General features: G+C 40.2%; 22 protein-coding genes. 6 read left to right on the top strand and 16 right to left on the bottom strand.

Translation table 11 applies throughout. From position 1 onward, the window contains the following. The first annotated feature begins 97 nt into the window (after window positions 1-97). On the top strand, window positions 98-412 hold the full coding sequence (locus H5123_RS15475; protein ID WP_182698547.1) for a hypothetical protein: 315 nt from the start codon (window positions 98-100) through the stop codon (window positions 410-412). Between the two features lie 84 nt (window positions 413-496). On the opposite strand, the gene H5123_RS15470 is transcribed toward H5123_RS15475, so the two are convergent. Continuing rightward, complete coding sequence (locus tag H5123_RS15470; protein WP_182698546.1) at window positions 497-2,146, bottom strand: methyl-accepting chemotaxis protein; 1,650 nt, start codon at window positions 2,144-2,146, stop codon at window positions 497-499. Between the two features lie 594 nt (window positions 2,147-2,740). Between H5123_RS15470 and H5123_RS15465 the strand changes: the two genes are divergently transcribed. Next, window positions 2,741-3,490: an SDR family oxidoreductase gene (locus H5123_RS15465; RefSeq protein ID WP_182698545.1), complete on the top strand. Its 750-nt coding sequence runs from the start codon at window positions 2,741-2,743 to the stop codon at window positions 3,488-3,490. A gap of 461 nt (window positions 3,491-3,951) precedes the next feature. Here H5123_RS15465 and H5123_RS15460 read toward each other — a convergent pair whose 3' ends face one another. The 3 genes from H5123_RS15460 to H5123_RS15450 form a co-directional block, all read right to left on the bottom strand. After that, the gene (locus H5123_RS15460) at window positions 3,952-4,398 is read right to left on the bottom strand and encodes a YcgN family cysteine cluster protein (protein WP_124018155.1); all 447 of its coding nucleotides are present in this window, start codon (window positions 4,396-4,398) and stop codon (window positions 3,952-3,954) included. Window positions 4,399-4,459: 61 nt separating this feature from the next. Beyond that, entirely contained in the window at window positions 4,460-5,428 is a 969-nt protein-coding gene (locus tag H5123_RS15455; protein ID WP_182698544.1) for a lytic transglycosylase domain-containing protein, read from the bottom strand. Between the two features lie 31 nt (window positions 5,429-5,459). After that, complete coding sequence (locus H5123_RS15450) at window positions 5,460-5,738, bottom strand: YcgL domain-containing protein (protein ID WP_124018153.1); 279 nt, start codon at window positions 5,736-5,738, stop codon at window positions 5,460-5,462. A gap of 117 nt (window positions 5,739-5,855) precedes the next feature. On the opposite strand from H5123_RS15450, the gene minC reads away from it, so the two are divergent. The 3 genes from minC to minE are packed head-to-tail and all read left to right on the top strand — an operon-like array spanning window position 5,856 to window position 7,621. Next, window positions 5,856-6,521 carry a septum site-determining protein MinC gene (gene minC / locus H5123_RS15445; RefSeq protein WP_182698543.1) on the top strand — a complete coding sequence of 222 codons (666 nt, stop codon included), beginning with the start codon at window positions 5,856-5,858 and terminating at the stop codon, window positions 6,519-6,521. A gap of 27 nt (window positions 6,522-6,548) precedes the next feature. Further along, on the top strand, window positions 6,549-7,358 hold the full coding sequence (gene minD / locus H5123_RS15440; RefSeq protein WP_124018151.1) for a septum site-determining protein MinD: 810 nt from the start codon (window positions 6,549-6,551) through the stop codon (window positions 7,356-7,358). A 2-nt stretch (window positions 7,359-7,360) separates the two neighbouring features. Further along, window positions 7,361-7,621: a cell division topological specificity factor MinE gene (minE, locus tag H5123_RS15435; protein ID WP_124018150.1), complete on the top strand. Its 261-nt coding sequence runs from the start codon at window positions 7,361-7,363 to the stop codon at window positions 7,619-7,621. A gap of 91 nt (window positions 7,622-7,712) precedes the next feature. On the opposite strand, the gene rnd is transcribed toward minE, so the two are convergent. From rnd to H5123_RS15380, 11 genes are all read right to left on the bottom strand, one after another. Further along, window positions 7,713-8,825 carry a ribonuclease D gene (gene rnd / locus H5123_RS15430; protein ID WP_182698542.1) on the bottom strand — a complete coding sequence of 371 codons (1,113 nt, stop codon included), beginning with the start codon at window positions 8,823-8,825 and terminating at the stop codon, window positions 7,713-7,715. Window positions 8,826-8,915: 90 nt separating this feature from the next. Next, window positions 8,916-10,589, bottom strand: a complete 1,674-nt coding sequence (fadD, locus tag H5123_RS15425; RefSeq protein WP_182698541.1) for a long-chain-fatty-acid--CoA ligase FadD — start codon at window positions 10,587-10,589, stop codon at window positions 8,916-8,918. A 198-nt stretch (window positions 10,590-10,787) separates the two neighbouring features. Continuing rightward, window positions 10,788-11,681, bottom strand: a complete 894-nt coding sequence (locus H5123_RS15420) for an alpha/beta fold hydrolase (protein WP_182698540.1) — start codon at window positions 11,679-11,681, stop codon at window positions 10,788-10,790. Window positions 11,682-11,702: 21 nt separating this feature from the next. Further along, entirely contained in the window at window positions 11,703-12,566 is an 864-nt protein-coding gene (locus H5123_RS15415) for a class I SAM-dependent methyltransferase (protein ID WP_182698539.1), read from the bottom strand. Continuing rightward, window positions 12,563-13,240, bottom strand: a complete 678-nt coding sequence (locus H5123_RS15410) for a M50 family metallopeptidase (RefSeq protein WP_124018145.1) — start codon at window positions 13,238-13,240, stop codon at window positions 12,563-12,565. Before H5123_RS15410 ends, H5123_RS15415 begins: the two co-directional genes overlap by 4 nt. Then, a complete protein-coding gene (locus tag H5123_RS15405) occupies window positions 13,233-13,562 on the bottom strand; it encodes a hypothetical protein (protein ID WP_124018144.1) in 330 nt (109 codons plus the stop codon). Before H5123_RS15405 ends, H5123_RS15410 begins: the two co-directional genes overlap by 8 nt. A 59-nt stretch (window positions 13,563-13,621) precedes the next feature. Continuing rightward, window positions 13,622-14,323: a tRNA (adenosine(37)-N6)-threonylcarbamoyltransferase complex dimerization subunit type 1 TsaB gene (tsaB, locus tag H5123_RS15400; RefSeq protein WP_182698538.1), complete on the bottom strand. Its 702-nt coding sequence runs from the start codon at window positions 14,321-14,323 to the stop codon at window positions 13,622-13,624. A gap of 74 nt (window positions 14,324-14,397) precedes the next feature. Continuing rightward, window positions 14,398-16,323, bottom strand: coding sequence for an ATP-dependent DNA helicase (locus H5123_RS15395; RefSeq protein WP_124018142.1), 1,926 nt, complete (start codon window positions 16,321-16,323; stop codon window positions 14,398-14,400). Window positions 16,324-16,720: 397 nt separating this feature from the next. Continuing rightward, the gene (locus H5123_RS15390) at window positions 16,721-16,951 is read right to left on the bottom strand and encodes a thioredoxin family protein (protein WP_182698537.1); all 231 of its coding nucleotides are present in this window, start codon (window positions 16,949-16,951) and stop codon (window positions 16,721-16,723) included. Between the two features lie 24 nt (window positions 16,952-16,975). Beyond that, window positions 16,976-17,986: a permease gene (locus H5123_RS15385; protein WP_182698536.1), complete on the bottom strand. Its 1,011-nt coding sequence runs from the start codon at window positions 17,984-17,986 to the stop codon at window positions 16,976-16,978. A 213-nt stretch (window positions 17,987-18,199) separates the two neighbouring features. Next, window positions 18,200-18,568 carry a Fis family transcriptional regulator gene (locus tag H5123_RS15380; protein WP_182698535.1) on the bottom strand — a complete coding sequence of 123 codons (369 nt, stop codon included), beginning with the start codon at window positions 18,566-18,568 and terminating at the stop codon, window positions 18,200-18,202. 185 nt (window positions 18,569-18,753) lie between these two features. Between H5123_RS15380 and H5123_RS15375 the strand changes: the two genes are divergently transcribed. Beyond that, complete coding sequence (locus H5123_RS15375; protein ID WP_182698534.1) at window positions 18,754-20,097, top strand: hypothetical protein; 1,344 nt, start codon at window positions 18,754-18,756, stop codon at window positions 20,095-20,097. Between the two features lie 218 nt (window positions 20,098-20,315). On the opposite strand, the gene H5123_RS15370 is transcribed toward H5123_RS15375, so the two are convergent. Next, window positions 20,316-21,185, bottom strand: coding sequence for a diguanylate cyclase domain-containing protein (locus tag H5123_RS15370; RefSeq protein ID WP_182698533.1), 870 nt, complete (start codon window positions 21,183-21,185; stop codon window positions 20,316-20,318). Between the last annotated feature and the right edge of the window lie 474 nt (window positions 21,186-21,659).

Here is a 21,659-nt window from a genome sequence, read left to right as displayed (position 1 = left end):
GTCCAGACTATCAAGCGCTGTACAAACCAAGTTAAAGAGTGACTTATACAATAAAAATGCATATAATTTCCGAAAAATAACGTAAACAATCATACTTATGAGTGACGATTTAAATTTACAGAAAATGATGGATGCGTTTGACGAGCTAGACTTCGAACAACGCACAACAACAAACCTTGAAAATGCACGTAATAAACAACAAATGACAGCGTATATTGATTCGTTGGATTTTAGTTTGCGTCGTTTATTAATATTGCAAGACACGGTCAATTCAATTGTTGAACAAAAAAAATTAGACCTGCTTAAACAAGAACATATCCAAACCTATAAAACAAAAATCATCAATCTATCTCGAAAATATAATATCTCATATCAAGATGTCATCGATATTATGGTGCAATTGCAACGTTAATAGTGATGCTCTGCCTCTTTCGCTTTGGTTGTAAAATATAAACGTTCAATCGGACTAAAAAACATTAGCCCGATTGACAATGTATTATTTTACTCTAAATTGCTCCACAAGCTGATGCAACTTGATCGCACCTTTTTCAATATCCATACTGCCTTTATTGATCAATTCATTTTGAGTTCTGTTATCTAATGACATGTCATTGATACGGGTAATATTCATATTAAGCTCTGTAATAACGGTACTTTGCTCCTCTGTTGCCGCCGCAATTTGAATATTCATTTGCGAAATCTGATCAATGGACGATTTAATGTTATTAAGTGCTCCAACGACTTGCTGAGTTTCATTAACGGTTTCTGATGATTTAGTTTTAGCTCTTTCAACAGAGGAATTAACGCTATCGATGGCACTTCTGATGGCATCGATAATAAGATTAATCTCACTTGTTGATGCTTGGGTACGACTCGCCAGGGTTCTAACCTCATCAGCCACGACGGCAAAGCCACGGCCAGCCTCACCGGCTCTGGCAGCTTCAATCGCCGCATTCAATGCGAGTAAATTAGTTTGATCGGCAATCCCAACAATAACATCAAGAATTTGCCCGATTTTACTCGAACTCACTTGTAAGCTTTTAGCAACCTCTTCTGTCGCGGCTAATTCTGTCGATAACTCTGATATTTTTTGCATCGCATTATCGACAACGGCAGCGGATTTATCTGCTTCAGTGTCTGCATTATGTGTACTTTCTGCTGCCAACTGTGCGTTAGAGGCCACTTCAGATGCCGTTACCGACATTTGGTTAATGGCAGTGGCAACATTAGTTGTTTCGGCTTGTACGTTGGATGAAATTTGATTCGCCTGCTGTGTAATCGTTGACATATTCTTCGCCAAGCGGCTTGATTCATCGACTGAGTCGCTGACAGAGATAATCACTTTTTGGACTTTTTCAATAAAAGTATTGAAATGATGAGCAATTTGTTTGAGCTCATCATTTCCCTCTTCGGACAACCGTAGGGTTAGATCCCCCTCACCCTTAGCAATATTCTTAAACGCTGCAATGGTCTCAACCATAGGACCTGAAATACTGCGAATGATAAAAAATAATAATAAGATGACCGGCAGCCACACCAGTGTCAGTAATAATAGGTATTGGGTTATAAATTGGTTTCTATCAGCTTGAATGTCATCAACATAAATACCTGTACCGATAATCCAGCCCCAGGGTTTAAATCGCTTAACTACAGACATTTTCGGACTTGGGTTTTCCTGCTGGGGTTTATTCCACATGTAATCAACCCGAGCAACATCTTTTTGTTCCGTACCTTGGATCATTTTTTGAAACAGTTTTACCCCATTTGGATCTTGCATTGCTAATACCTTGGTATTAACTAACTGTTTTGCAAAAGCATGCTGGATCATGGTGCCTTGAATATCAATAGTGAAATAATACTCGTTACCTGAATAGCGCAGTTTATCTATTGCAGCTAATGCTAAAGTTTTAGCCTCATCTTCAGCCATACTTCCAGTCTGAACATCTTGATAATATTTATCAGTTATTGCGATTGCAACATCGACTAACGCATTTAACTTGGCTTCTTTTTCATTAATTAACACATTTTCAACTCGCGTTAATGAAAACCAGAAAACAATCACAGTAGCGATAATGGCTAGTGCCAACATGCCTAGTAAACGGTTAGAAATAGTGGTTTTACGAAAAAACATATTTGTTGGGTTCATACGGGCACCATGGCATTATAATTAAAATGGTTTTGAAATGATTATTAACTCAGACTCAGCAATAATATGTATAGTATAAAATCAATTGAATCAAGATACTGTTTTGTAACTGTTGTGCCTTACTGGACAGTTGTCAATATTTTCACTTAAAAATCGCAAAAAAATAAATACTTAGTGGTAAACAATGATAAATAAACACTGGCAAAACACTCACTCTACGAACCCAGATACTGAGAGTGCATTTGGGTAGTATTTTAGCCATCGAATGACGACTGGCTTAGCACAATTTATCGCTCAAACCAAACACATGACTCGCTATTGGTATTCGTCTCTTGCGGGAAAATAACTCCTGCTATATGTACAAATATCATCAATAAATGACCAACCAATATTTAGTCTTAATAAATCATTAGTCAGTTTCTGCCTGACTCAGTTACAGCGAAAGCAACAGTGCTTAAGCTTACTTAGCATTAATGAACATGGCTTTTTGATGGTTCGCTAAAACATTTACGTCGCTTAATGTAGGCTTGATGCCAGCGTAAGTGATCATTGTTTATCTCTATTATAAACAACGTATTAATAAAAGAGCACATTATGAAACGAACAAACATTCTCATAACAGGGGCAAGTTCAGGTTTAGGGCGCGGCATGGCAATTGAGTTTGCTAAACAACATCATAACCTTGCACTATGCGCCAGACGTATGGACCGCCTTGAAACATTAAAACAAGAATTACTCGTCATTAATCCTAATATCAAGGTGATAATTAAGTCACTTGATGTAAATGATCACCCACAAGTTTTTGAGGTATTTAATCAATTTAAGCAAGAGTTTGGGCAGCTGGACCGAGTCATTGTAAACGCAGGCATGGGTAAAGGCGCATCTATAGGCACTGGCTTTTTTGCTGCTAATTTGCAGACTGCGCAAACTAATTTTATTGCCGCTATCGCCCAATGTGAAGCGGCGATGACAATTTTTCGAGAACAAAACAGTGGGCATCTAGTGACTATTTCGTCTATCAGTGCTGTTCGTGGATTTAGACGTGCAATGACTGTTTATGCTGCCACAAAAGCCGCCGTGACTTCATTGTCTGAAGGTATCCGCATCGATGTACTGAACACGCCGATTAAGGTTACTTGTGTACATCCAGGATTTATTCGCAGTGAAATTAACCAAAAGGTAAAAACGGTACCGTTTATTGTTGATACTGAAACGGGCTGTAAAGCCATGGTGAAGGCTATTCAGAAAGAAAAAGCCAATGCATTTGTTCCTAGTTATCCTTGGGCCATTTTACACTGGGTATTACGTATTGCTCCGCTGAGCATGCTGCGCAACATGAGTTAAGTTAATCATAGTCACATAGCAACACAAGCACCTAGCGACGAGGGTAGCTTAATCACTCATGATTAACTCATCATGGCCGAGTTTTATTTACCCAAAAATAAATAAGCTCAGTTGGGGATAAAAGTGATTATCAAATCATTTTTTGTCTGGCTAACCTTATTGAATTAACCTGTAATGGACTCACATGACTCTGCTTGTAATACGAGAATCCGCTTTTATTTGCCGAAAAGGGCAAATCTGATACCAATAAGGACAAGTATGGTTACTTGGCCTTATTGGTCCAATGTATCAAGCCAAGCAGGGTTAACCATCTTACACGCTTAAACTGTATAAGATTGTGGCCAAACATAACCATAAATTGATTCATTATAGATTGGATATGAACCACATTACTTTTCCATTAACCGATAATGCAATATCTTAATACATTGATTATTAATCACTTATACAGTCAACGCTGACTATTCAACATCTAACATAGGCCACAAAACAATACAGTCTTCTAAGTATTTCACTTTCGTTTCGTTAACTGTTTTCCCTTGTACCGAAATCCCCGCCGCATGCATGGCATCTTTATTTCCTGTCAGTAACGGATGCCAACTCGGTAATCCTTTGCCAGCATATACGCGCCGATAAGCACAACTATCAGGCAACCAAGTCAACTCAGCGATATTAACGGGTGTAATGGCTGTACATTCAGGTACATAGGTGAAGCGTTCAGGATAACGACGACAACCACAACTGCTGTCATCCAGTAGATGGCATGCAGCATTAGTATAATAAAGCTCGTCAGTTTCATCGTCGATGATTTTATTTAAACAACACTTACCGCAGCCGTCACACAGCGATTCCCATTGTTCGGTGGTCATATCTTCTAAGGGGGTGGTAGTCCAAAACTGAGTCATCATTGGTTATCTAATGTAGCTTTTATCGAAATTTGCCTGCATTTTACACCCAATGGGCCGCAATTTACTGCTTAATTTTTTCAGACAAATAAGTTATCGCCAAAGTATCATGCAAAGTCGGGTTAAATTGATGTAATAAAAGGAAGTTATCGTAGACTAAATAAAAACGCCCTTTCGATCCATCAGGTGCAATTAAGGACGCCTTCATATCACTGCGTTGCGGTAAGTCTGCGCCATTAAAACGCCTAATACCATAAGCCTGCCACTGAACAAATGTGTGATTGACTCTTAAACCAAGCAAACCAGGATCGAGTGCCATAGTGGGTTTCACCTGCCTTCCCCATGTAGAACCGGACTGCCAACCTTGTTGATGCAACATATTAGCCAGCGATGAAAAAGCATCATCCATACTGTTCCAAACATCAATCCTGCCGTCTTTATCAGCATCAACAGCATACTTTAGCAACTGGCTCGGCATCATTTGCATCTGCCCCATTGCCCCAGATGAAGAACTCAGCAATGCATCTTCACTGATATTTTTTTGCTCAATTAACTTAAGTGCAGCAATAAATTCAGCAATATAAAATGCTTCTTCATCGCCTTTGTAGGCAAGTGAGGCTAAAACCGATAATCCAGGGAAACGCCCTGGCTGCTCACCAAAACGAGAATTCATCCCCCATAATGCCATCAAAAAACGCGACTGCACTTGATACGTGTTACTCAACTGCTCGAGTTTTGATTCATGCTGCAATAACATTGCTCTTGCAGTACTGACGGTGATTTCGGGTACAGCTTGTGGGATGAAGTCTTCTAATGTCTTAGGTTTATCGACTGAGGGGTTGAGATTGGCTTTCTTAAATATCTTAATCGTCGCAATATTGCGTTCTGCTATAGCTTGGTTAACGCCTGCAGCGATTGCTTTTTGTTGTAGCAATAATAGATAGTCATCAAAATTGTGATGGCTGTCTTCAGCCATCACAACATGAGAGCAAAAGAAGTAAAAAAAAACGCTTAGAATGATTCTGGGGATCATATTCGTGTTGATTACTCCTTTAAGATTATGCTTATTTCTTAAGCGCTAATTCTTGTTTATGCTGTTCGAGTAAATTAACCGGCGGTGGTGGTATTTGTAAGTAATAACCCTGTTCAACTAATGCAGACTTCACTTTATTAATATCTGCGATGCCCAAGTGATCTCGTTTAGATAGCGGGACAATCATGATTAATGACGGAGTACCAAACATTGCCATTAAAGGCTCAGGAACGTCATCAAAAACATCACGTTTTTTGACAAAAAGGTAAGTATCCGCTCTTCGACCGCTTTTATATACTGCACATATCATTTTAGTGTAAATTTCCAAAGGTTCAAACTTGATAGTCAACTAAGCACACTATAACATGGTGACACAAAAAATAATTGTAAATCAGTTTATCGCTGAAGTATGGAGAATCACGCCGGGATGGCTAAACAAAATCTCGAATTAAAGGCTACGTCTTTTACATTATCAGTGCTGCATATTAATCATCACGATCTCGATATTATTGCTGCTGAATTAGACAACAAGCTGGCACAAGCGCCGCAGTTTTTTTTGGGCGCACCATTGGTATTAAATTTATCAGCCATTCAGCATATCCAAATTGATTTTAATGCCCTAAAACAATTATTGATTGACCGTAACCTTATTATTGTCGGCATTACCGACGCCACCCCAGAGCAAATTGAACAAGCAAAACACATGGGGATTGCAGTGGTAAAGTCTGGCAAACAAGCCCGTAAAGCAGAACTTCCCGAACGAGCAACTAAAATTGTTAAGCAAAATGTGCGTTCTGGACAACAAATATACGCACAAAACGCTGATTTAATCATTTTTGGTGCAGTTGGTAATGGCGCTGAAGTCATTGCTGATGGTAGCATTCATATATATGGTGCTCTTCGTGGTAAAGCCATGGCGGGTGCAGCGGGAGATAATCAAAGTGTGATTATCGCTAACTCGTTAGAAGCAGAATTAGTATCGATTGCTGGACAGTATTGGTTGACTGAACACTTGCAACAATACGACTTAAGCCAAAGAGGTTGTATTCGCCTTGAGGGCGCATCCCTTACTGTTGAAACATTGCCCCAATAATCGGCAAACACAAGGATATAAATATAAATGGCGCAAATTATTGTTGTCACATCAGGTAAAGGTGGTGTGGGAAAAACAACATCCAGTGCAGCAATTGCCACCGGATTGGCTTTAAAAGGACACAAAACAGTCGTTATCGACTTTGACATTGGTTTACGCAATCTTGATCTGATTATGGGTTGTGAGCGCAGGGTCGTATACGATTTTGTTAATGTCATCAATGGTGAAGCCAATTTGAATCAAGCGTTAATTAAAGATAAACGCTGCGACAAATTATTTATCTTACCCGCGTCTCAAACACGAGATAAAGACGCGCTGACCAAAGAAGGCGTCGGCCGAGTCCTTGAAAATTTAGCCAAAGATTTCGACTTTATTGTGTGTGATTCACCAGCGGGTATTGAACAAGGTGCAATGATGGCACTTTACTTTGCCGATATTGCCATTGTCACCACCAATCCAGAAGTGAGCTCAGTACGTGATTCAGACCGTATTTTGGGCATGCTGCAGAGTCGCTCGCGTCGAGCTGAATTGACTTTGGAACCTATCAAAGAATATTTACTATTAACTCGCTACTCGCCGGCCAGAGTTAAAACAGGTGAAATGCTCAGTGTTGAAGATGTGCAGGATATTCTTGCTATTGAATTGCTGGGAGTTATCCCTGAATCTCAGTCGGTATTGAAGGCGTCAAACTCAGGTGTACCTGTGATTATTGACCAAGAAAGCGATGCAGGCTTGGCTTACGGCGATACCGTTGCGCGTTTATTAGGCGACGATATACCAATTCGATTTATTACAGAAGAAAAAAAGGGATTCCTTAAAAGGATATTTGGGAGCTAATTATGTCGATACTTGATTATTTTAGAAGCAGTAAAAAGCCCAATACCGCGTCATTGGCAAAAGAGCGATTACAAATTATTGTGGCTCATCAGCGTGGAGAACGTGGTGCACCGGATTACTTCCCAAAGATGAAACAAGAAATCATCGAAGTGATCCGTAAATATGTGCAAATATCAGATGACCAAGTCTCTGTGCAGTTAGACCAAAATGATGACAACTTATCTGTACTAGAACTTAACGTCACCTTACCGGACACTAAGTAACGCTCATCTTTTTAGATTGACTGACTTAATATAACAAAAAGGATACTGGCATTGCTGCCAGTATCCTTTTTCGTTTAATGACGCTATTGAATTAATTAAACTTAACTTGCGCAAGTAAATTACCGACCAATTGGCCGCGCCACCCCACAAAGAGTAATGGTGTTGGTGTTTGCTTATTGTGATACAACCAGAGTAAAAACTCGTGAATATGGCGCTTCGAACCAACAAATTCTAATGCGACATTTTCACGCTCACATAGCTCAGTTAATATCGTTTTAACTTCTTTGAAAGCCGATTTATAACCAGACTTTAGTGCCACAACATCTACCTCTTCAGGTAGATCTGTTAAATCTGCAGTCGCCATTACCGCTAATAAATCTTTACCGTGTATGCGTTTTTCTTGATCAGTTAAATCATTTAAACTGTTGAGCTCAGACAATGTTGTGGGCTGCTTTTTGGCCAATGCAATTAATGCATGGTCCTTGACCACAAAGCCAAGCGCAAGATTACGGCTCACCGCTTTGCTCAATCGCCACTTAGCCAATACCTTTAAGTAGGCTAACTGCTGACTTGATAACTGAAAGGCATTTTTAACTTTAAGGTAAACGCTGTCACCTTCTGGCAGTGACAAACGTCCCTCGGTCATACGCTGACCTTCTTCAAACAGCCATTCGAGACGATTTTCGGCTACAAGCTTCTGTTGTAACTGAGGATATAATTTATACAAATAAAATACATCATTGGCAGCATACTGCAATTGTGAATCAGACAATGGACGATTCATCCAATCGGTTCGTGATTCACCTTTATCAATTTCAACTTGCAAGCATGCATCTACAAGTTTGGCATAACCTAAGCCATGACCTAGGCCCGCAAAACTAGCCGCAATTTGGCTGTCAAATAATGGACTCGGTTGGCATTCGCCATAATGAGCAAATACCTCAAGATCTTCGCTACATGAATGCACTAACTTAACAATATTGGGGTCAGTTAATAGCTGCCAAAATGGGCTTAAGTCTTTAATCGCAACCGGATCAATTAATGCTAGGGTTTTACCATCATAAGCTTGGATGAGGCCTAATTTAGCATAATAGGTTCGAGTACGGACAAACTCAGTATCAAGCACCAATAAGGCGCTGTGTTGGTATTGTTCAACTAATGACAACAAACTGGCATCATCGCTGATATATTCAAACATTAACAAAATAGGCTCCGCTAAAAAGGGATGTGAGTAATGGTCATAAACTGAGAATTGCCAAGTATAAAAAAGCCGGCTCAGTTGCCGGCTATCATTTTATGCTTTGTTAACTTCATCTCGAAGTTGTCGGCGTAAAATTTTACCCACATTGGTTTTCGGTAATTCGTCCCTAAATTCTACCAGTTTAGGAATTTTATATCCCGTTAAATGATGACGACAATGCTTAATCAACTCTTCTTCTGTAAGTGACTTGTCTTTTGCGACCACAAAAATCTTCACTAATTCACCGCTGGCATCATTAGGAACGCCAACCGCAGCGACTTCAATAACCTTGGGATGTAACGCGACAACCTCTTCCACTTCATTTGGGAACACGTTAAAACCAGACACTAAAATCATGTCTTTTTTGCGATCGACAATGAAAAAGAAACCTTTTTCATCCATATAGCCAATATCGCCAGTCGCTAACCAACCATCTTTATCAATCACAGTGGCAGTTTCTTCCGGACGTTGCCAATATCCCTGCATGACTTGCGGACCTTTAGCAAATAACTCGCCGGTTTCACCCTGAGCTAATACTTTTGAATCTTCATCTCTAATTTGAATCGTGGTCGATGGTGCAGGAAAACCAATAGAACCATTATACCCACTGAGGTTATATGGGCAGCATGTAACTAATGGTGAAGCTTCAGTCAAACCATAACCTTCGAGTAAGCGTGTCTTAGTAAGGTTTTGCCATTTATCCGCGACCGCACGCTGAACCGCCATACCACCGCCAATAGACAATTTTAAACCAGAAAAATCAAGTTGAGTAAATTCTTCATTATTGACCAAAGCATTGAATAAGGTATTAACACCGGTTAAGACAGTAAACGGATACTTTTTCATCTCAGCAACAAAAGCAGGAATGTCACGAGGATTGGTGATCAATAAATTTTTGCTACCTTTATGTAAAAACAGTAAACAATTCACTGTTAGGGCAAAAATATGGTACAGAGGCAATGCTGTCACGACAAACTCTGCACCATCATCAAGGGCTGGAGAATAAGCACCACTGGCCTGCAAAACGTTACTGACCACGTTTTTATGGCTTAACATAGCACCTTTAGAGACCCCAGTCGTGCCACCGGTATACTGTAAAAAAGCCAAATCCTCGCCACCAATATCGGCCTTAATGTACTGTAGGCGTCGACCTTTAGAGAGCGAATCACGAAACGATAATGCATGTGGTAAATGGTATTTTGGTACCAATCTTTTGATGTATTTAACCACAAAATTAACTAACGTGCGTTTCGGGGCACTGAGTTGATCGCCAAGATTGGTAATAATCACCGACTCAATCGGTGTTTGATCAACAATCTCTTCTAAGGTGTTAGCAAAGTTTGACACCACGACGATAGCTTTAGAGCCAGAATCAACCAATTGATGCTTTAATTCCCGTGGGGTATAAAGTGGATTGACATTAACCACCACCATACCAGCGCGCAAAATACCAAACAGAGCAATAGGATATTGCAGTAAATTTGGCATCATAAGGGCGACACGGTCGCCTTTTTTTAAATGTAATTCATTTTGTAAGTAGGCTGCAAATGCTCGACTTCGTTCTTCGAGTTTTCGGTACGTAATGGTCGCGCCCATATTAATAAACGCAGGCTGATCAGCGTATTTTGCTACTGAATCTTCAAACATATCGACTAAAGAACTGAATTGAGATGGGTCGATTTCGGCCGGAACATGTTCAGGTAAGTTATTAATCCAAGGCTGGTCCACAGGTGTCTCCTAATAATACCCACTGTGCTAAGACGTGCATTCCCCGTCAGTGGTAAAATATTTTATTGCCCACGTATCATTAATATTGTTATCGCAGGCTTTATTATGATGCTCGTAGTGACCTAAATCATACAAGTGTTTTAATTTTCGACTATAGTCACATAAATAAAACAAAAATAACAGCGATTTCAGCCAGTGCTACTGCCTATTTAGAATAAATGTTCCAATCGATTCAGCGACGGTATAAGCATTACCCATATGGAGGTGATGATCTCCACTTAACTGAATGATTTCAATATTAGAAAACCATTTATTAGCCTGTTCTGTTGAGGCGGTTAGGTGTTTGTATCCATCGTGACCAACCATGAGTAAAGTAGACGTATTACTAGTGCTCATCAGTGCATCAACCTGCTCAAAACTAAATCGGTTAAGTGAATCTAATTTTAATCTAGGGTCACTTCGCCAATGATACTGCCCATCTGTTATTGCCATATTTCGCTTAGTAATAAGCTCACACCATGGAATGGCTAATCCGGTCAGTTTATGGCGGGCTTGTACCGCCAAATCCATAGAAGAATAAGTCGAAGAGTCTCTGGTTACTTGGCGATTAATACGTTGTTGTTGCAGCAAACCTTTACGCAGACGATCTTTGGCTTTAGAAGCAGATTCAGATAAAGGGGCAAGCGCTTCAATTAATATGAGTTTATGAATATTTTCAGCAAGACAGGCATTATAAGCCGACGCAATTATGCCGCCAAGAGAATGCCCCAATAAAATAATAGGACCTGTATCTTGTGAAAGTGTATGGATGACGGCTTGCAGGTCATAAATATAATCAACCCAATGTAATGGATAACGACCCGGGCGATGATCTGATAATCCATGCCCAGGCCAATCAATACATACGAGTTGAAATTTATCGAATAATTTTTGCTGTGCAAAGGCATGCGCTAGCGGAACAAAACTGTCAGCGTTATCAAGCCAGCCATGTAAAGCTAATATTACTGGCTTGTCAGCATGACCATAACGTTTTGCAGCAAGCGTAATATGAGCCAACGGCAATTGAATTTCTTCTACGTTAACATTCAACATTGTTGACTCACTTTGCAAAAATTATTGAGCTGCTGTTTTGGTAAACTTAAGTGTCATACGATCACTTTCACCAATATCAAGGTACTTTTGCTTATCTTGATCGCCCTTGGCCAAACTTGGGGGTAATGTCCACACACCTTTGTCGTAATCCTTTGTATCTTTAGGATTAGCGTTTATTTCAGAGCTAGCCGCTAATTTAAAACCATATTTATTAGCAAGTTCAACCATCTGGTTTTGTTCCATATAACCACTTTCAGCAGCCATATCGACATTGGCTCGGTGTTCAACAACGCCGAGTGTACCACCAACCTTTAATACATCATGGGCGGCTTTAAACACACCTTCTAACTCGCCTTTCATGGCCCAGTTGTGCAAATTACGGAACGTTAATACATAATCTGCCGAGTTATCTTTACCTAATGACAATTTAGCCGGTGGATCGAGAGTAACAAACTGAACATTCCCCACACTGGCTTTATTTTCACTGACCCATTGCTCAAACTTCATCCCCGCAGATTTATAATACGCTGTTTGGCGATTATCTTCAGTGGGTTTTGTTTCGAAATTGGCGGCAACATATTGGCCATCAGCGGCTAAATAAGGCGCAAGAATTTCAGCATACCACCCCCCACCAGGCCATAACTCAATCACAGTATGATCGGGTTTTACACCAAAAAATGCTAATGTTTCTGCTGGATGACGATATTGATCGCGCAGTTTATTTTTAGTCGACCGAAACTCACTGGCCACAGCTTTGGCGAGCGCAGCATTGACCTGCGGCGCAGTAACGGATTTCTCGTCAACACTATCCGCAGCGTATATTACCGTTGACATACCTAAACTTGATAAGCCAATTAAGGCCCCTAACATCATGTTACGTTTCATTTTGACACTCCCTTTTTTCGATCAACTTTACGCCAACAGAGCCATAACATAAACCCACTGAATGCAAGCCATGTCATCACCCATAACCATGCGGGTAGCCAAGTCATTTTAGCTAACATCACCGCATCGCCTTGACCACTTAACCCCAATAACACCATAGGACTAGCCATAGCATTAAGGATAATCATTAGGCCTAATATACGCAGTAAGGTGTTTAGCAGACTACTATTTTTTAATTTAAGTGGTAACAAAAAAAGTATTATTAATACGCTAAGAATAATGATCGTTAATACATCACGCGCCCAGAAAAGCAATGACGCAGCCACAGTGAGGGCTAACAAGGTTAAGGTAAATCTAATCGTTTGCTTTTGAGTTGCCATCAGAAATATTGAGTATCCCCATAGCGCCGCACCAAAATAACCAGCGTAAGCAATAAGTATACTGCTACCACCTTGACTAAAACAAAAGCCCGCGCCATTTGGAAATAATTGAATATGACTCACAGAGCCACCTGTCAATAACGTTGCGATACCATGAGATAACTCGTGAAAGTAGCTTTCAAACCATTTAAAAGGGATAGAGATATAAGGAAATCGAGTCAGTAGGAAAGCTAGCAGTAATTCAATCATAAAACGGCTGCGACTGGGTGTTGCAGACAACGGAACATTAGGCATATAAATCAATACCAACCATTTGTTGAATTTCATCTCTTTTAGCAGAATGCTGTGTTGATAAATATTGCGCGATAGCCCCCCGTTGACTGTAAGTATCACGGTCATATTCAACCCGAGCTTGCTGTTTAGCCGACAAAGTTGAATCATCAACTATGGCCATATTGCGCGCTTCAATGCCTTGAATTTGTTGCTCGGAAGCAGAGACATTAACAACAATAGGCTCAATGGCCGCCGTAATAGGCCGATTACCAGCAACAGCTTGACTCAGGGTTATTGGACCTGATTGATTATTTGCCATTGATAATGCAGCATTTATCGCCATTAACGACACCATTTACCTATACTTGTATCTTATACTCTATGTCAAATTACCTTTAATGGCTATTCTCGACCAGGAAGTTTTTTCCATGTAACGGTATCTCGAAGGTACACTGGTGCCAGTTCATCAACACTGGTCTGTAATCCATGTTGGTACCCGTGCTGCGCCAGAATTAACATGGCTTTCGCATCTGGATAAGTCGCTTCTGCACATGGTGTCATGTTTGGCGCAATATTGAGTAACTCTGGATAAGCTTCAAAACCGGTACCGCATACACTAATACTTTGCTGGGTATCGAGTATTAATTCAATTGCCTCTGGTACGCTAACGTGTTCTTCACCCACTAATGTCGCTATGCCGTCTTTGGCAATGTATTGGCCCCAATAGACTTCGTTCATGCGGGCATCAATACAACATAGAACTTGGCAGGCATTGTGTTGTGATATTGCTAACTGAGCCATTGCGGCTAAGGTTGAAATACCAATAACGGGTAAATCAAGGCCTAACGCTAAACCTTGCGTCATACTGGTACAAATACGAATACCGGTAAAACTACCAGGGCCACGGCCATAGGCAATCATGTCCACATCGGCCAATGTCACTTGGGCTTGGGTCAATACATCATCAACCATAGGCAATAAACGTTGGCTGTGTTCACGAGGAGCATCGGCAATAAGTGCAAACACCTTACCATTGGTGGTTAACGCAGCAGAGCAAGTTTCGGTGCAAGTATCAAGAGCGAGGATGGTTAACGGCTTTGGCATTATGATGGGTTACCCAGTAAAAAAGCATCAAATTAGACTTAATATGATAACTGATGCGCACCGTTTTAAAAAGCTTAAGGAATTTGTTTTAAAAATTGTAATGCACGGTCTAAGTCACGTGTACGCTGCATTGGTGGCAGAGAATTAATAAAAGCTTGCCCGTAAGCCCGATTAACAATGCGGTTATCGCACAAGATAAGTACTCCGCGATCTTTTTCATCGCGAATAAGCCGCCCGACGCCCTGCTTTAAACTAATGACTGCTTGCGGCAAAGAAATATGGCTAAAGGGGTCAAGTCCCTGACGCTCGGCATTGGCGGCACGGGCTTTGTATAAGGCATCATCTGGTGACACAAACGGCAGCTTATCAATAATCACGCAGCTTAATAATTTACCTCGAACATCGACCCCTTCCCAAAAGCTGCTGGTACCGAGCAAAACGGCATTACCTAACTGTCTAAATTTATTTAACAAACTTTGTTTACTCGCTTGGCCTTGTACCAATAAAGGATAAGCCACTTTACCTTGCAATGCCGATGCAACTTGCTCGAGCATTTGATGGCTAGTAAACAAGATAAACGTGCGGCCTTGCGCAGCATTGATTGCTTGAACACATACATCAACCAGTTGTTTAACCGTATGCTGCGACTGCCCCACTTTACCTAAATGACGTGGCACACAAAATACTGCCTGATTAGGATAATCAAACGGGCTATCTAAAATAATTTGTTGTGCCGATGATAATCCTAGCTCAGTCGCAAAATGAGCCAGACTGCGGTTCACCTGCAAGGTTGCCGAGGTAAAAATCCACCGAGTATCGGCATCAAATAATTGTTGGCATTGTTTAGCGACATTGATAGGACTAAGTCTTAACATGATAAAACGCGGACCAAGTTCAACACTGTAAGCTGCCTGAATATCTTTACATTCAAAATAATCTTGCAGCTTTTGAGACAATTCATACAATTGCTCGAACGCTAAATCGAGTTGATCATCGCGACCAAGATGATGGCGCATAGAATTGGCCAGATCAGTCAACGCTTGCTGTAATGCCCACGACACCGTCGCTAAGTGTTTATTGGCAAGTACTTTTCGCCAATCAGATACTTGACTGTCGTACATGGCATTATGCCAATCACTTAACGCTAACAAACCACGTTGCGACAATTGCTCTAGTTGAATGCTGTCGCGGATCACCTCTTTGTGAATTTTGATGATGCCATTTAATAACAGATCAATTTCGCGGCTGGATATATGACTACCAAAATAGTTAATGCAAATATCTGGCACTAAATGGGCTTCATCAAAAATGACCACATCAGGATCAGGCAGTAACTCGGCAAATCCGGTGTCTTTGAGTAATCGGTCGGCAAAAAATAAATGATGATTGACCACCACCACTTTGGCCTCCATCGCCCTAATCCGCGCTTTACGGGTAAAGCACACGTCATAATGGTCACATTTTTTACCCGTACAGGTTTCTTTGGTGCTAACAACACTAGGAATAACATCAGAATGCTCTGCCACCGAGGTTAAATTGCCTATGTCACCATCTTTGCTTAAATGTGCCCATTGGTTAATCTTAAGCAAATCATCAATATAATATTCGCTTAATTGGCTGGCCATTTGCATCTGTTTTTCAAGGCGTAAATGGCATAAGTAATTATTACGCCCCTTAAGTAATGCAACAGGCACATGGATATCGAGCATGGTTAACAATGCTGGTAAATCTTTGAGGAATAACTGTTCTTGTAGATTTTTACTGCCAGTACTCACCACCACTTGTTTGCCACTGAGCAAGGCTGGAATTAAATACGCGAAGGTTTTTCCTACGCCTGTGCCCGCTTCTAAAATGAGATTATGCTTTTTAGCAATAGCATCACTTACCGCAACAGCCATATCAGTTTGAGTTTGGCGATTATGATAATTGTGTACATGTTTGGCTAACGCACCACGCTCGCTAAACTCATGGATTACAGATTGGGTCAATGTAGAGCTCAAAGCATCCTCAAATTATCGCGCTAATGCTGATGTGATGTGGTTTGCGCTATTATGCTTATAACCGCTCCATGTTCCAACTGTTTATCGCCAAAAGTTGTAAAGGCAGTTGTATAAACAATATCGATGATTTGACTAAATTTAGACCAGAAACAAAAATGCTGGCCACCAGCGTGACTCAGCATTTCTTGACTCGTATAAAATATAATCAAAAGTTTATTTTTTAGTAATTCAGAGAACTGGTTTTGAATGTGGTGTTCAGGGGTGAATTCAAATACCACTTTTTCATTGGTAACCTTGCGTTTAACACTTATGCTCGTGACTTTTTCTGCCGATTTTGACCGAATAAGTCAAATGACAATATATCAGGCATCACAAAATCATCCGTAAAACATATCTTCTATATCCACGTTGCCACTTGCTCCTTGGTGGGTTTACTGCCTTTGTGGACCACTTTTTCATCAATCACCACTGCTGGTGTACTCATCACCTCATAAGCCATAATTTGTGCCATATCGGTGACTTTTTCGATTGTTATCGTGACCCCTTTTTCATCCGCAACCGCTTGAACAAGTTCCGCAGTTTCAAGGCATTTTTTACAACCAGAACCTAAGACTTTAATGATTTTCATTTTTACTCCTTGCGACTAGCCTAATTAATTAGCAGACAATAGAAACGGTGCAACCCCATTAAATATCCACCCCACTATGGTGAATGCAACCAACAGTAAACAAAATAGGATGACGAGCAATCGCCATTGCATGACTTGCTTTAGCAAAATAAACTCAGGAAAACTGGCAGCCACCGTGCTCATACAGAATGCCAATGTGGTGCCTATTGGCAAACCATTAACAATCAGGCTTTCCATGACCGGAATAACTCCGGTCGCATTCGAATATAGCGGAATACCGAGTAACACAGCAGCAGGAACAGACCACCATTGTCCGTCACCCAAATGCGCGGCAATCCAACCGTCTGGGACAAAGCCGTGTAATGCGGCGCCCAAACCCACACCAATAATGACCCATTTCCACACTCGGCCAAATATATCTAGCATCTCAGTTTTGGCAAATTGATGCCTTTGCCTTAACGACATGGCTTGCACATTGGCACTATCATCAACTATATTGCCAGCCTTCTGCTGACCACGTTTTAACGCTTCTGCTGCAAATGATTGTAACCAACGCTCAGCCTTAATGCTGTCAAGAAACAAGCCGCCCAGCATACCGACACTCATGCCAACAGCGATATATAACAAGGTAAACTTAAGCCCTAAGAGGCTCATTAACAGCAATATCGCCACTTCGTTGATTAAAGGTGAGGTAATCAAAAAGCTCATGGTGATCCCCAATGGGATCCCCGCAGAGGTAAAGCCTAAAAATACCGGAATACTCGAGCAAGAACAAAATGGCGTTACCACACCAAAACCCGATCCCATTAGGTACCCTAGCCCTCTGTGCTTGCCGGCTAAATAATCTCTGACTCGCTCAACATTTAACGATGCTCGCATTAAAGCAATGAGATAAATCATCACCAATAACAAAGCAAAAATTTTAGTCACATCTTCAGCAAAAAAATGCAGGGCATCGCCGAGTTTTGTCTCTGGAGACAATCCCAATACACTGTAAACAAGCCAAGAGGCAAAATCTGAAAAGACCTGAAACATAAGTCGGTAACCCCAAATTTACTTGATATTAGGATAACGGCTTTTACTCAGGCGATATAAGCGCTAGATCTCGCTTTTGCGGATAGTAGAAATAAACTTAAACAAGCTAGTACGGGAAATGTTGAAATGGAAAATCTTAATTCAATCAATGAATGATATGCAACATCATCTTATAAGGTGTGCTAACAGATAAAAAGCAGCAGACACAATCAATTAGTGTAAGCTAGCACTATGCTTTCTTTCATTTAATCGCAATGCCCAGTTTCCCTTATGTTGCTGCTCACAGGCGGTTTCTGTATCGAAGCTAACATGTTGATTAATATTTTTAAACTCAATGCCATCTTTAGCTAAAGTACACTTAATTAAGTCTAATAATGCGGCTTTATCACCATTTTGGCTACATTGTCTTAGTTGTGTTTCAGTATCAAATATACACACTATCTGAAGGCTCTTAGGATACAAATCATAGTCAACAATATGGGTAATCCACGCAAAACCAGGATAGGCATTTAATGCATGTTCGCATACGGCCGTTAACCCTAGCCTTATTTGATTGTCTCTTTTTTTGTCATTTTTACGCATAAATACTCGCTTGGGGCCACATAGTCTAGATACTAATGATTAATTCAATATAAAAGTTAGTCAGTTAACAGTCATTCTATCATATCTGTGGCGGAACAATTTATTGCAATATTAACAGCATCATAATAACGTAACCTAAATGAGAGTGAATCGAGCAAACACAGTAAGCTTAAGGAAAAGCAGTAATGAAATGGTTAATCGTGGTGGTAATAAGTTGGTGTATCGGGTTTATCAGTTATCCACTGATCTGGCCGAGGGACGTCATAGACACAACTAAAACCCCAGAGGAGTTGACTCAAACTCCACAAACCAACACGCTAAATTCGCTATCGGCAGAGAAACTAGCTTTGCATTCAGTAAATTATCCTTCGCAAAACTCTCTAGACCGCGATGCTTTTAAGGCGTCATTAAACAGCGATGAAACACCTTACATGTCGATTTTTCGTATCATGCAATTGGCTGAACAAGATCCCCTTGAAGCATTGCTCGTTGCCCAAGAAACACAACACGAAGACTTATACGGTTTAATTTTAGAAATCGCTGGGAAAATGCAATTTTCGAACGTGATCTCATGGTTAGAACACCAAAAATCCACTGAGCTATACGAATCATTACTCGACAGTTATTTGCGCGGTCTAGCGACCGTTAATCCACAGCAGGCGTTAAACGAGATTGATTTATTAGCAGTAGAGCCGATGAAGTCATCGATAATGATGTCGATTGTCGATTCATGGGCAAGCTCAGATGCAATAGGGGCATTTGAATGGTTAAAGTTACAACCTGAAACGCAATCGACCTTAAAAATGTACTTAAATACTATGTATTATTACATTGAACAATCACCTAATGAGGCTGCAAATCTTATTGCATCGTTACCATTGAATGAGTCGACAAATTATCTGATTACCTCGATGGTATATCAGCTAGTTGAAAAGAATATTCAAGAAGCTGTTGATTGGTTGGATGGCATTGCCGTTGAACAACGCGCCAGTGGCGTTTTCATTATTTCACGCAAAATGGCAGAAACAGATCCAGAGGCCGCGTTGATTTTTTTAAATAATCAAAAACAAAGCTACAATTTAAACCAAGACTATTTCAATAGCGCCCTAGCAGAAATCGCCAGTGTTGAACCTAACATGATGTTAGCCAGACTTGATAACTACGAGGCTAGAGTGCAACGCGATATTATTATTAACGCTAGCTATGCCCTAGTAGAATATTCTGAAAACGATTTTTTACAATTGATTAATCAATTGTCTGATAACAACAAAGATATTGCATTAAATCAACGTTCAGCTCAGCTGAATCAAACAGATCCTCAGCAAGCGTTTAATGTAGCCGAACTCATTAATGACCCCGCAACACGACTAGAATCGATTATAAATACTATTACTGTGTGGAGTGGATTTGATAAGCGATCGGCGCTGGCAGCCATTGATAAATCAAGCCAACTAACGGCCAGTCAAAAAGGTGAAATCAGTACTCAAATACAATTACAGCTGACATCGTCGAATATTATTTATCCATAAATGCCCATTATGAGATGGCCTCAATGACTTGCAGAGTGACTCTATGTGATAATTTAACAATATCAGTATGCTGTTATCAATTCATGATAAACAAAATAGATTAAACACTAGGTGTGCTGAGAGAGGATGCGGGTTAAATGCGGTTTTTTTGCTTAAATAAAAAGGATATGATTTAAACTGACGATATAGGCTAAGTAACCAGCTGAGTTAGCACTATATCAACTGACATTGACTCTATTTCCGCCCGCATTTTTAGCACTATACATAGCCTTATCTGCATGTTGAATCAATTGCTGTTCATCATCACCATTATCAGGATAACGTGCCATACCAATACTAGGGGATAGCTGCAAAACGAGATCATCAAACCGATAAGGTTTATCGAGTTCAGAACGAATGTTTTCAGCAATAACAAGCACTTTCTCTAGAGAATTAATACAGTTTAGTACAACTAAAAACTCATCCCCGCCAAAGCGCCCAACCGTATCCGATTTACGAACACAATGGCGTAAACGTTGAGCTATACTCTTTAACAGTTTGTCACCAACCAAATGGCCATAACTGTCATTGACATGCTTAAACCCATCAATATCAATAAACAGTAATGACAAAGATGTTCCTTCACGACGCGCTAGCCCTAGTGACGTTTGCAAGCGTTCAAATAACAATGCTCTATTGGGCAATTCTGTTAATGGATCATGTCCTGCAATGTAATGAAGTTGTTGTTCCATTTTTTTGCGCTCAGTGATGTCGTGAGCAATCGCAATCCTCAACTGGTGATCTTCTGACCACCTTGCAGACCACAGAATATCAACTATGTTGCCATCTTTGCGGACCCAACGATTTTCAAAACGCCGCTGGTGCATGCCACTCATCAGTGTTTCAACAACTTTAAGTGTTTTTAGTCCATCATCAGGATAAACAAAATCAATCATTGGTTTATTGATGACTTCAGCTGGTGCATAGCCAAATATATCTTCAAACGCTGCACTCACAAATACAAAACAACCACTTTTATCCACTACACAAACAGCATCAAGCATTAAATCCATAACTTCCCTAAGCGCAGCTAGGTCAATGGTCTTCATACAATGCATACCCCGAGAACGTTGTTTTATCACTAATAAAGCAATATATAATATTATGAGCTTAGTTAAATATACTCAATGACTTTAATGAATATCCTTTAATGACATCCATTAAAGAAGTGTAATGTGTGAAGCCATATTAGCAACAAAGTATAGTGTATCGATTCAATAAAAAACAAATAAACCATTAACAATATTCACTTTTCACTCCAATTTTGACCTATTTTACCATCAGCTTATGACCTTTCCGATGTATTGAATGAGTAAAATTAATACAGCATAGTATTTACTATCATTAGATAATCAACGACTCAATGGTTACAAAAAAGTTAACTCACAGATAACACCATCCTGTAAATTTTGCTGACTGCTGTCCTAACGGTGAACAAATAAACTCATATCGCTTTATTAATAACCAATAAATATCTTGTTATTGGCTTATTTAGGTAACTTGACATTAAACTTATAACTTAT

This window comes from Shewanella sp. SR43-4 (assembly GCF_014163845.1).
Taxonomy (GTDB): Bacteria; Pseudomonadota; Gammaproteobacteria; order Enterobacterales; family Shewanellaceae; genus Shewanella; species Shewanella vesiculosa.
This window is presented reverse-complemented; position numbering and strand designations above follow the sequence as displayed.